The sequence below is a fragment of the Paenibacillus algorifonticola genome, assembly GCF_050481745.1.
Lineage (GTDB): Bacteria > Bacillota > Bacilli > Paenibacillales > Paenibacillaceae > Pristimantibacillus > Pristimantibacillus algorifonticola_A.
In genome coordinates, this window is the sequence record NZ_JBCNGR010000025.1 from 36,354 (window position 1) to 49,435 (window position 13,082).

The 13,082-nt window shown below is 50.1% G+C and carries 5 protein-coding genes and 1 pseudogene; 2 read left to right on the top strand and 4 right to left on the bottom strand.

What is annotated here, in order from left to right:
- Nucleotides 1-103: 103 nt before the first annotated feature.
- Nucleotides 104-4,585: an AAA family ATPase gene (locus ABEW34_RS20725; protein ID WP_430161245.1), complete on the bottom strand. Its 4,482-nt coding sequence runs from the start codon at nucleotides 4,583-4,585 to the stop codon at nucleotides 104-106.
- A gap of 372 nt (nucleotides 4,586-4,957) precedes the next feature.
- On the opposite strand from ABEW34_RS20725, the gene ABEW34_RS20730 reads away from it, so the two are divergent.
- Nucleotides 4,958-9,454, top strand: a complete 4,497-nt coding sequence (locus ABEW34_RS20730; protein ID WP_430161246.1) for an invasin domain 3-containing protein — start codon at nucleotides 4,958-4,960, stop codon at nucleotides 9,452-9,454.
- A 142-nt stretch (nucleotides 9,455-9,596) separates the two neighbouring features.
- On the opposite strand, the gene ABEW34_RS20735 is transcribed toward ABEW34_RS20730, so the two are convergent.
- The 3 genes and pseudogenes from ABEW34_RS20735 to ABEW34_RS20745 all read right to left on the bottom strand — a co-directional run bounded on the left by ABEW34_RS20735 (nucleotide 9,597) and on the right by ABEW34_RS20745 (nucleotide 11,486).
- Nucleotides 9,597-9,779, bottom strand: a complete 183-nt coding sequence (locus tag ABEW34_RS20735; protein ID WP_430161247.1) for a hypothetical protein — start codon at nucleotides 9,777-9,779, stop codon at nucleotides 9,597-9,599.
- A gap of 19 nt (nucleotides 9,780-9,798) precedes the next feature.
- Nucleotides 9,799-10,041 (bottom strand): annotated as a pseudogene (locus ABEW34_RS20740) (glycosyltransferase); the annotation flags it as partial.
- A 725-nt stretch (nucleotides 10,042-10,766) separates the two neighbouring features.
- Complete coding sequence (locus tag ABEW34_RS20745; protein WP_430161248.1) at nucleotides 10,767-11,486, bottom strand: response regulator transcription factor; 720 nt, start codon at nucleotides 11,484-11,486, stop codon at nucleotides 10,767-10,769.
- A gap of 392 nt (nucleotides 11,487-11,878) precedes the next feature.
- On the opposite strand from ABEW34_RS20745, the gene ABEW34_RS20750 reads away from it, so the two are divergent.
- Nucleotides 11,879-13,060: an ABC transporter substrate-binding protein gene (locus ABEW34_RS20750; protein WP_430161297.1), complete on the top strand. Its 1,182-nt coding sequence runs from the start codon at nucleotides 11,879-11,881 to the stop codon at nucleotides 13,058-13,060.
- The last annotated feature ends 22 nt before the right edge of the window (nucleotides 13,061-13,082 follow it).

Genomic DNA, 13,082 nt, shown 5'->3' on the forward strand with positions numbered 1-13,082 from the left:
GCACTTGATCCAAATGAATGTGGGGATGTAGGGATCATGTTCATGAATACCTCCATTTAGTGAGTCGATTACATTTGCGAAAAGTGGGATAGGGCTGACTGCATTAGCTGAGCAGCTTCATCTCCTTCGCCTGGGCGACTGCTTTTGTGCGTCGATTGACCTTGAGTTTAGCAAAAATATTTTTCACATGCACCTTCACCGTGCTTAGGGCGATAATGAGATGCTCGGCAATCTCTTTGTTGGATAAGCCTGAGGCAAGCAGGGCAAGCACCTCCAGTTCTCGCTCCGTCAGCGGCTCCGCGATCAAGCTGGGAAGCGGCTGTCTATCATCGGTTTCCTTGCTGGCCTGAAGCTCGGGTTGCTCTGGCAAGCTTTGCAGAACACACATTAGTAGACCGTAAGAGGCCATAGCGAGCAATACCGGTATGCGTTCAGCTGTGAACACGCCGCTTGCCAGCTTATTTTCAAGATAAAGCACGCCGAGCATGGTGCCGTGAACAGCAACGGGGATGCATATAACCGATTGGGGCCGATGCTTTCCCATATAAGGGTTATGGATAAGCCAGCTTTCCTCTGCTCCAGCATAATGAACCTTCTCCTGTGTCCGAAGGACATAACGGATAATGCCTTCCGGCAGCAAGGAGCTGTCATTCAGCTCGAAAGGGTAGGGAGCATTCGGATTCTCCAAGGCGGCATACACTTGAACAGAAAGGACATCATGACTGCCTGTTAGCAAGGCCCCCTTGCTTGCGCCAGCATGCCTCAATATCGTTCTCATGATTTCCGCAAGCACGGCGTCCATATCGAGCGGGTTCGCTATCGCTTGCGTGGTTTGCAATATGGCGGCGAGATCAAGGCTTTCCGTTGCCAGCGTTTCGTTGCTGTGGAAGTAGGCTGGAGCAGCTGGCTGCTCCTTCTGGCTCCTATCCGTATCGGCAGGCAGGGCGTATAAGGACATTCGTGCAGGAGCGGAATCTGCTTGTGTCTGCTCTTGCCGCCGCAAGCTAAGCAGCTGCTTCTCCAAATGCTTGGATTTTACGTACACTTCCCACTGCATATACCCGTCGTGTGCGGTCTGCAAATAAAATAAAGCCGTCTTGATCTTAGCTTGAGCCAAATAGTAGTTCGCTGCGAGCTCGGCTGCAAGGCTAATCGCTTGAATATCGCTCACCTCTCTGGCTTGGCGCAGCGCTTTGTCATAAAGCTCCTCTGCCTCGCTTCGCTTATGGCAGACGCGAGCATATTCTGCATAAAGAATGTCGGATCTTGCCTGATAAAAATCCGGACTCCATAGGGCCCATTTTCGCAAATGGCCAAGATTGCGCAGCAGGCTTTTTCTCATAGCCGGGTGTTTGGGCAGATCGGGATAGGCCGCCATGATAGCTAGCGATTCATAAAATAGGCATTCCGGCAAATGGGGCAAATGCGTGGCGTAGGCTTCATGCGTCTTCGCTTGGCTGGCCCATTGAATCGCATCGTCATAGCGCCCCAGAAGGCAGCAAAGCTGCGTTTTGTAAGAGCTGAATTGAAATAAGGTCGTAGCTGCCGTCTCCTCACGGCGAATTTGCGTTAAAAATTGCGCTTCATCAAAGCCAGGTCCGCTGAAGGAGTCCGGCGCATTCGTTCGGCCTTGCAGCGCGAGAAAAAACTGCTGATAAAGGTAAAAATTTTGCCGCACGAATTCATCCTTCGTCGTATCCAGCACAACCATATAGTCGGCTATTCTCCGATTTAATTCGCTTATCGGAACTCTTGCATACAGGGCATTGATATGGGCTCCGATCGCATAGCTGGCAAACACATAATCGCCAGAGTCCATACCTAGACGCATCGCTTGGGATACATAAAAATCGCCTTCCCCAGCCTTGCCGGCAAATTGGCACAATACTCCGCCGTAGATCGTATAGGTTTTGCTTTTAACGGAAGAGATATTGTATCGCTCGGAAAGCTCCACGCCTACCTTGCCAATGGCATAGCCCTTGTTGAATTTCCCCATGGAAATGCCCAAAATCATGCCGTAAGCCGAATAGGCAGCAGCGGAAACAGGTGTGTTCCCATGTTTAAGCGACAGCTGGATCGCCCGGCATATGAGCAAAAAATAGACTTTTTTATTCGTAAAGAAGGTAGAGGGCACCATCGCAAAAATCAAATTCATCGCTGCGATCCGGTCCGCATCAGTCATTTCCTTCAGCTCGGCAAGCTTGTCATAGCGGTTGCGCAGCAGCATTTCAATTCGCAAGCCTTCAATCATAAGCATTTGGCTTCCAGGATTAGGATCAATGATAATGTGATGCTCCCTCAAGCTTTGCAGGCCGAGAGCGGTGCCTTCCAAATATTTGCCCTGATTGATATATTGCATAATTCGAATCATAAATACGCTGCTTCGTTCAGCCGGATTGCGCGCATAGTTAAGCAGCAGATCGATGTCGGCGCCGGATTGCTCGTAATGGCCGCACATATATTCACATTCCGCTTTTTGGGCATAGAGGTCAAAACAAAGCTCAAAGGATGACTCCCAATCTGCTGCGTTCAGCAGCACGACCCCTTTGTGAAAATAGCCTAAGGCGACATCATGGGCGGAGGAGGCTTTGGCCCGTGTTCCTGCCTCTAAATTCAGCCTCACGAGCTGAAGCCTTTCATCCGGGTCAAAGAGGAGCTTCGCGCCCCTGTTCAAATGATTGACGGCATCAAACACATGCTCCTCGATTCCAGCTTCCGATGCAGCCTCGTGCTGCCTGTTCAAAAAACGGCCGATTTGGACATGCAGGTCCTGCTTCGCTGAATCGTCCAATTGGCTGTAAATCAGCTTCTGAATACTATCGTGGGCAAAACGATATTGCTGCTTTTGAACGGGAAGGATGATTCCTTCGGCCTCAATAGCGGGCCATTCCGAGGACAGCGCCTCGATATTCTGTCGGGCGACCTGTGCAATGACATGCGGTGAAAAGGTGCTTCCTACACAGGATGCGATTTGGAGCAGCTTCTGCGCCGTGGAAGACAGTCTGTTCAATCTATACGCCATCAGATCATGAATGGCAAAGCTGGGCTCCTGCTCGATTATTTGCTCCCAATCCCATTGCCAGCTGCGTTTATCGTAGTTATACCTTAAACTGCCGTCATCCTGCATGCGAAGCAGAATTTGCTTGAAGTGAAAGGGATTGCCGCCAGATTTATGATAAAGCAGCTCCGTTAAAGACAAGGTTGTCTCGGCTGGGCTGTTCAGCGCCTCCATGACAAACTCCTGAATCGGCTCGATATCGAGCGGCGCCAGATGAAGATGACGAACGACCGCTTGCTCCGAGACACTCCCATCCGGCTCATATCCGGGCAGCTTGCTGCAGTCGGTTTCCAGATGGCGATACGCGCATACAAAGAGCAGGTACTGGCATTCCGGATCGCAGACTAGAGCATGAATAAGCTGCAGCGACGATAAATTTGCCCATTGCAAATCATCAATAAACAGCACAATGGGCTGCTCTTTTGAAGCTAGAGCCTGCACAAATTTGCGGAAAACGTAAATGAAGCGCTTATGCGATTCATGGGCAGGCAGCTCCTCCGCCACAGGCACATCGCCCAGAAGCAGGGCGGCCTCCGGGATTATGGCGGTAATGACGCTGGCACCTGCCCCCAGTGCCTCCCGCAGCCGAAGCTTCCATTGTTCAGACTTATCCTTGTGCTCACCAAGCAAGTGGCGAATAAGTCCGCGAAACGCCTGAATAATCGGATGATAGGGGCTTACATTCGCAAGCTGCTCAAACTTCCCTGTGATGTAGAAAAAATCCTGTGTGTGCAGCTGTTTGCGAAATACTTCATCGATGAGGGCGGTTTTGCCAATACCGGCTTCACCCGAAATATAGACTAATTCTGTGGAACCGAAGCAGGCGGAATAGAAAGCCTGAGTGAGTATTGAAAGCTCATACTCCCTGCCGTGAAAGCCGGGCTCCAGTATAAAAGCAGGCAGGGAGTGGCCAACTTTGTCCAAATCAGCGAGCAGGAGGGAGGCATTGGGATAGCGTTTGTCTGGATTTTTTTCAAGCAGCTTCATAATAATTGCTTCCAGCCCATCAGGCCAAGCCTGCTGCTGATCCGTTATTGGCAGAGGGCTCTGTACCAAATGCATATACACCCATTCAAGCGAATTGTCTGCGACGAAGGGCAGGCGGTTTGCCAGCATTTCGTAAAAAATGATGCCCAGAGAATAAAGATCGCTTCGCTCGTCGACCGCCCGCTGCATGCGCCCGGTGTTTTCCGGCGAGCAGTAGGCCAGTGACGGTTCGGAGATCAAATGTCCGGCCGGGCGAACATAGCGGTCGGCGGTGCGCTGTACGGCAAATCCGCGGTCATTAACGGCAGCACTATTTTTATCAGCAAAAATTGTTATTCTCTCCGGCCGCAAATCAAGATGAATCATATGCTGCTGATGGAGCTCCCCTATGCTTGCCACAAGCTCTTTCGCCAAAGGCAGAAAAGTCTCAGGAGGCATCCCCCTTCCTTCCCCCATAAATTGTCTAAGTGGCATCGCGGCGGGAGCTAGACTTGGCTCCAATTGGCCGGTTGTATCATCGAAAGGCTGCATTCCTGTCATTACCTAACACCTCTGGCGTCAAATTACTCTTTCATTCCTTCTATTATAATAAATCGTGCGCCGTTTACGGGCGATTTTAGTGAAAATACTCCTTAAGAGGTATAGGGTTATAGCGGTTTTTACATTAATTTGGTACATACATAGAACATGGAGAGAGGCTGGGGTGAACAGACGATGACGGATGCCCTCATTGCTTTTGTCAGCACCATCATTTTGGGAATCGTAATTTTAGCGAAAATATGGTGGGATGGCGATGGTACGAGTTGGAGGTTTACGAAGTGGTATAGCGTTGTTTTTTTTGCGGTGGCTATAGTAGTTGGCGGAATTACTTTTTTTAACAGTTAGAATGAATTTATTTATTGGGGGATTATGATGAAAGCATGGAAATGGAATAAACGATGGATTGCTGTATTTCTTGCAGTTGTACTTTTACTGGAGCTGCCATCTGTACGCTTAGCGGAGGCGGCGGGAGCTGCTGTATTGGATCAGGAGAGTTTGGATGTTTATGGGAATATATGGGTGGATGCGGCAAACCCGCGCATTCAAACCTTTACCCCATCGGTAACGGGATATCTTGATGCCATTCATTTAAATATTTTTGATTACTTTGGCACGCCAGGCGCTCTTCGAATTAGCATCTATAAGGATAGCGACCTGTCAACGCCGCTTGGATCTGCGCAATTAGCATCGATGTGGGCAGGCTGGAACGCCGTTGATTTTTCCGGGGCCTCCGTTTATTTAACCAAGGAAACGATGTATCGAATGGTTGTTACTACGGAATATGCAGGCGGCTCAGGTTTTGGATGGTATAACAGCCCCACAGATACTTATACAAGGGGGTATTCAAGTGCCAGCAGCCGTGATTTTTCTTTTAAAACGTACATGGTCGCAGACTATTCGCTCTCTCCGGCCTTGAGCAGCGTTTCAAGCGCTCAGGCGAGCCTTGCTGCCGATGGCACAAGCCAGACAACCGTGAGCGTGCTGCTGAAAGATGCGCAAGGAACGCCAGTGACAGTGGGAGGGGAGACGGTTGCAATTTCGGCGACGAACGGGACAGTAAGCGCTGTAACGGATAATGGAGACGGAACGTATACGGCGACGCTGACTGCGCCGACGACGGTGGGCAGTGCCGTAGTGAGCGCGAGCGTTGGCGGCCAGGCAATAGCGTCAACAGCGAGTGTGCAGTTTGTGGCAGGTGCGCCTTCTGCAGTGCAAAGCACAGTTGAAACGAGCGCTGCATCGCTAACGGCTAATGGCACGAGCCAGACAACGATAAGTGTGAAGCTGAAAGATGCGCAGGGAAATGCCTTGACGAGCGGAGGAGCAGGGGTAACGATTGCTGCGACGAAGGGAACGGTAAGCGCGGTTACGGATAACGGAAATGGGACCTATACGGCAAGTTTAACTGCTCCTGTGACAGTAGGTAGCGCGACCATCAGCGCAACCGTTGGCGGTCAATTGATCACGTCAACAGCGAGCGTGCAGTTTGTGGCCGGAGCTGCTTCAACGGCGACGAGCACTGTGGAGTCAGCAGATGCGACCTTGACTGCCGATGGTGTGAGCCAGACAACGATAAGCGTGAAGCTGAAAGACGCGCAGGGCAATGCTTTGACGAGCGGAGGAGCAGCGGTAACGATTGCTGCGACACGGGGGAACGTGGGCTCCGTAACCGATAACGGAGACGGAACTTATTCAGCGACACTGACAGCTTCGACAACGGTAGGCAGCTCGGCTGTCAGCGCAACCGTTGGCGGCCAAACGATCACGTCAACAGCGAGTGTGCAGTTTGTGGCCGGAGCTGCTTCAACGGCGACGAGCACAGTGGAGGTGGCGGATGCGTCCTTGACCGCCGATGGCGCGAGCCAGACGACGATAAGCGTGAAGCTGAAGGATGCGCAGGGCAACGTCTTGTCGAGCGGAGGAGCAGCGGTAACGATTGCTGCTACTAAGGGGACGGTAAGCCCCGTAACGGATAACGGAGACGGAACTTATTCGGCGACATTGACAGCTCCAGCAACAATAGACAGCTCGACCGTCAGTGCAACTGTTGGAGGCCAGTTGATAGCGTCAACAGCGAGCGTGCAGTTTGTGGCGGGAGCTGCTTCAACGGCGACGAGCACTGTGGAGTCAGCAGATGCGTCCTTGACCGCCGATGGTGCGAGCCAGACGACGATAAGCGTGAAGCTGAAGGACGCACAGGGCAATGCTTTGACGAGCGGAGGAGCAGCGGTAACGATTGCTTCGACGCGGGGTACGGTAGGTGTCGTGACGGATAACGGAGACGGAACCTATTCGGCGCTGCTGACTGCATCATCAACAGCAAGCACCGCTATTGTGAGCGCCAAAGCTGGCGGTCTGGCGCTTGCCGCTACGGCAAGCGTATCGTTTGTACCGGGAGCTCCATCCGTATTAACTAGCAGAATTCAAGTGTCAGATGGGTCCCTAACCGCTGACGGAGCAAGCCAGACAACGATTCATGTAAGGCTGAGCGACGCACGGGAGAACAGATTAACAACAGGAGGAGCGACGGTAACGATTGCTACGACGCTAGGTACTGTTAGTGCGGTAACGGATAACGGTGACGGCACGTATACAGCAACGCTGACTGCATCGAATACGTTAGGTCAAGCAATTGTGAGCGCAACTGTGAATGGGCAGACGATACAGATGACTGAAGAAATCGAGTTCATCGCCGGGGAGGTAAGCCCCTCCAAATCAACCGTCACCGCAAGTGCGGCAGTTGTTCGGGCAGATGGCAGCAGCGCTCTGATTACCGTGAAGCTGCTGGATGATCATAACCATCCGATAGAGGGACAGACGGTACTGCTTCAAGCAAGTGGCGGGCACTCCATAATTGCTCAGCCTACTGTAGTGACCGATGCAGATGGAATTGCTGTCTTTGCGGTAAGCAATACGACCGCAGAGGACGTCACTTATTTTGCCGAAGAAGAGGAGAGCGGAGTTACGCTGGACCAAACTGTAGATGTATCATTCGTCTATAATCAGCCTCCGACTATTTCACTGCAAGCAGACCCTGCCGCAGCAACTTTTGGAACGGTGACTGTTCATACGTCGGCAGCAGCTATAGGGGAATTCAACCACATCGCTTCGATCAAATGGGCGGAAGGAAGTCGCAATGTCTCCTATTTTGAAACGGATGGCGCGGAAATAACGGATCAATTTACCGTACAGACGAACGGAGTATATTCCGTCTATGCCCTGGATACCACAGGAAATGCTGCTGTTGCTACGATTAACATTCAAAATATCGTTCCTTTAAGCAGCAATGCGGATTTGTCGAAATGGGAATTAGCGGGAGCTGGAGGCGCGGTGAGCTTCAATTTTGATCCGGCCATTACGGATTATACGGCCAATGTGAGTCAGTCGACAGCTGGTTTGAATATGACATTGACCACGTCAAATGCCTATTCGGTAGTTTACGTAAACGGTACACAGGTGACGAGTGGCACGGCAACCGATGAATATTCGCTTGCTACGGGTAGCAATACGTTTGAGGTTCGGATCGAGGCGCAGGATGGCACGATTAAAAATTATAAGCTCATCGTAAACCGCGCAGCCGCCGCTAATTCCAATTCAGGCGGCACCTCCATCACGACTGCTTCTGCAGCGGATACGTCGATTGTAATTCGGATTAATGATAAAGAAATAGCGGGTGTGGCTTCGCTCCAGATGGAAGCAAACGGGTCAAAGCATATCAATGCCAAATTGGATGCTGTTACCATCAGTAAGGCGACGGATTCATTGTCCTCTTCGCCAGAGCAGACGATCTCTATTTTTATCGAAAATGAGGCGGACCAAGTCAGCTTGCAGCTTACGGCTGAAGCAGCGGTCATGCTCTCCCAAAAGGCTTCGACCGTTACCTTGAAGACGAAGTACGGACAGTATCGTTTGCCTATGGCCGAGCTGACAAGCAAGGAATACGGTTGGAGCAGTGCAACTGACATTCGTATTATAATAGGAATTGATAAAAGTAAAACGATAGCCAGCTTGCAGCATGAGGCAGAAAAAGGCGGCTTTCAGCTTGTGGGAAATCTCCTTCAGTTTAAAATAGAACGGATTACCCCAACTGGACTAAAAGAGCTTTCCAGCTTTAATCGTTATGTGGAAAGGGTCATTTATTTGCCAATGAATGATTCCAATAAAGCGTCAACAGCAGTAGTATGGGATGAGAAATTAGGCGTACGCCCAGCGCCAACGGTGTTTACAGAGCTGAATGGACGACAGGCTGCCATTATTCAAGGGTTTACGAACAGTACCTTTGCACTCGCACTCAAAAAATCCGATTTAGTGGACATTCAAGGACATTGGGCTGCTGAAGAAATTTCCAGTATGAACAGCAGAATGATTGTAAATGGACAGGAAGAAAGCCGTTTTAATCCGGAAGCCGTCATTACGCGTGCTGAAATAGCCGCATTGCTTGCAAGAGCATTAGGCTTGCCGAACGTGGGGAATCGTACCGACTTCCACGACGTAATTGAGTCGAGCTGGTATAGTGGTGCTGTAGCTTCTGTAAAGGCCTATGGTATTATGGACGGGTTTAAAGACGGAACATTTAGGCCGAACGAGCAGGTATCGAGGCAAGAAGCTATTGTCATCATCGTTCGTGCGCTGAGACTGGCAAAAGGGGCCTCGCTTGCAATAAATGACAATACAACAGTGGATTTATCCGAATACGCTGACGTTAATCAAATTGGGGAGTGGGCGCGCGAAGCGATACAGACCGCCATTAAGGAGGGTTTGATAAAGGGCTATGGCAAAAAGCTGCAGCCGCAAAAATCTCTGACACGCGCAGAGACGACCGTGCTGATTTATCGAATGCTGCTGCAAGCAGAGCTAATCAATGATTAATTTTAAGCAGAAAAATGCGAAAAGACACTGCCAAGAACGAAAAGACACTGCCAAGAACGAAAAGACACTGCCAAGAGAGGCAGTGTCTTTTCGCATTTTATAGTCGACACCGCGATATCACTTGAAACGATACATAATAACGTTAAGAACCTGTAGCTCCAGTAGCACCGGTTGCTCCTGTAGCACCAGTAACGCCTTGAATGCCCTGAGCACCAGTCGGTCCAGTAGCACCGGTAGCCCCAGTAGCTCCAGTAGCGCCAATATCACCCGCTATCCCTGCCGCCCCAGTAGCACCTGTTGCCCCGGCATAGTCACCCTCCTCCATATGATAACAACCGAGGCGGCAGCAGCACATCGTCAGCATCCAGCCAAAAAATGTAGTCCATCATCGCCTTGCTGAAAGCATAATTACGCGCCTTGGCAAAATCATTCACCCAGGCAAAATCATAGATGTTATCGGTAAAATCGCTAGCGATGACTTTAGTATTATCGATTGAGCCTGTATCGACGATAATAATTTCATCGATGGCAGCATTGGCGCTGGACAAGCAGCGCGCAAGGGTCTGCTCTTCATTTTTTACAATCATGCATAGACTTATTGTAAAGGGACAATTGAGAATTGGAGGGTGAGTCTGAGGTGGTTTATGATCGTCGTGTTCAGAAGGGAGAAGATTAATGACCGTGCAATCTTGAGCGACAGCCAGCTCGTAGCCAGCCGGAATGGCGTTTAGGCCTACAGTTGAAAAAGCAAGGCTGCCCTGTTCAGGCTGAAAATAAAAACCGCGCATTTCGATGAAGGCGCTCTTGCGTATGACGAGCAAGGGGCCCGCCAGCGTGTCCACTTTGCGGATTCCGCGTGAACGAAGCGCACGTCTTCCTTTTGCCAGCGTATAAAGCGAGGCGATATCAGAGTAATCGTAATCCAGCCGCTGCTCCCCGGTTATGTCATTCATCATAGGACTAATAACCGCAAGGCTGCGGTTATCTTCCAGACATCCGGCAAGATCGGCCAACCACTGGCTGGTCACCGCGATATAATCATGCATAAATACTAATAATTCGCCTTCAGCCAGGGAAGCTCCAATTTGGAACCCTTCGGCAGCGTTGAACGAGCCAGGCCAAGTCAAGCAGCGAAATCCCGGCATGCCCTTATATCGCTCAAGTCCGGATGGATCATCCAGCTCATTGATTACAATCAGCTCATAAGGATAAGCTGTATGCAATTGAATGCTCTGAACATTAGGCTTGAAGATTATAATGAGAGGGAATTTATACTGCGGGATGAATAAAAATGGAACCGATGCCATCCCAGTTATTCACTGGCTTCGGCAGGCTTGTCGTTGAACTTATAGCCGACGCCGCGAATGGTGCGGATATAATGCGGCTTTGCTGGATTTTTCTCCAGTTTTTTTCGCAAATTATAAATATGTACCATGACGGTATGTGTATCTCCCATATGGACATCATCCCAGAGCAACGAAAAGAGCTGTTCGTTTTTGTATACCCGGTTCGGATTTTTAGCGAGATGGAACAGTAGCTTGAATTCCTTGGCTGATAGGGAAACGGGCTTGTTGTCCACGAGCACAAGGTGGGTGGCGGGATCAATGAGCAATTGATCAAATTTTAACGTTTTATCGGATACCTCTTCGTGCTTATGCAGCAAATTGCTTCTTCGGATATGTGCTTTAACTCTGGCGATCAGTTCAATCGGGCTAAACGGCTTCGAAATGAAGTCATCCCCTCCAAGGCCAAGCCCCAGCACTTTATCGATATCCTCGTCCTTGCAGCTGACGAACAAAATCGGCACATTGCTCGTTTTGCGAATTTCGCTGCAAATTTGAAAACCGTCCATACCCGGCAGCAGCACATCGAGCAGCACCAGATCAGGAGCATGCTCCTGCGCCGCTTTAAGAGCATCCACGCCATTGTAGGCGGACAACGTATGAAACCCTTCCCTTTTCAGAGACATGGTCAGCAATTCATTAATTTCATGATCATCATCTACGATCAAAACCGTATTTTTAGAAGACATATGATAGCCATTCTCCTCTTGTATAGCTTGCCGAGCGTAAACGGATGAAGCCGTCCTTCGGCGGCAAAGCAATCGTTTCGCGATGAAATATAAGCCCATTTATAAGTGTGAAACTTATAAATTTTTATATTTTGGAAGAGAGCGAGTAGATTCTACTTCTCTAGCAGCGGCATACCCTGCCGAAAGTCTCAAAATTCGCCTGTTTTAAGTATCTCATGTTCGCAAAAATATGTCGATTGGATAAATCAGATTTTAAATGAAATTGAGGTTATCTTGACTTTGAATTGATGGTTTAACATTTTGGGCTATTTTATAATGTAGGGCAGTAGGACTTGATAGGTATAAAGGTTTAGTCAGGTTTAGTTTTGAAGGGAGATAGCCTAGTGAATGTTATGGGGGGAACACGCCGAAAGGGGCTGTTATGGAAAATCGCACTGCTCGGAATCGCGCTGACGATAAGCGGATGCGCTTCGTCCTACGAACCGGATCAAGCTCGGGAGCGGGCGCTTAGCGGCTCGCCTGGCGAGGTGGTCATTGGAGCGGTATGGCCATTTGAGCAGCAGAACGATCAATTTCATGAAGGGCTTCAACTGGCGCTTGAGCAAATCAATCAGGAAGGCATACTAGGCGGGAAGAAAATCAAGCTGATGGAAATGGATGACGAAGCCTCTACGACAAAAGGCATGGCGATTGCGCAGCAATTTGCGGATAATCCTGCTGTCAGTGCGGTCATCGGTCATCGTGGTTCTTCCGTAACGGTGCCAGCGTCACGCATTTATGCGCATGCGGGCATTGTGCTGCTGACGCCGGCATCAACATCACCGAAGCTGACGGATGTGAACAGCCCTTATATTTTCCGCAATATTCCTAATGATAATCAGCTTGGACAGGCGCTTGCCATGTACGCCGGTGGAACGAAGCACCGAAATATAGCGATTTATTATACGGATGACGAGTATGGAAGAGGACTGGCGAATGCCTTCGAAGATCAGGCATCCCAGTCGGGGCTTCGCGTCGTTGACCGTTTGTCAGGCTATAAGGATACGGCCGATATTTTGCGCATTGTCGATAAGTGGAAAACGCTTGATAGCGATCTTATTATGGTGGCCACGAGGGCAAGCGAAGGAATCTCCTTCGTAAAAGCGATTCGTGCCGCTGGCATGACCATACCCGTTATTGGCGGCGATGCTCTGGATTCAGCGGAGTTTGCCCAAGCAGGTGAAGCAGTGGAAGGAACGATAGTCGCTTCGGTTTACCATGAGCTTGGGGCTTCTGAGGTTAATCAAAGCTTCCGGCAGCAGTATATTGACAAATATGGGAAAGAGCCGGGCAAATGGGCGGCGCAGGCTTACGATTCGCTAAAGCTGCTCGCTGACGGCATCGAGAAAGCGGGCTCCCGCAGTCCGAAAGCGATAGCTTCCGCATTGTCCGAGCTTAAGAGCTGGGAAGGGGTTACGGGTCAGCATTCTTTCGACGCTCAGGGCGACGTTCAGGGAATGAGCATTGTCATGAAAAAGCTGGAGGCAGGAACCTTCAATCGTCTGGATGAGGTGCTCATTCCGAATCCATTGTAAGGAAGTGTTAGGCTTCAACACT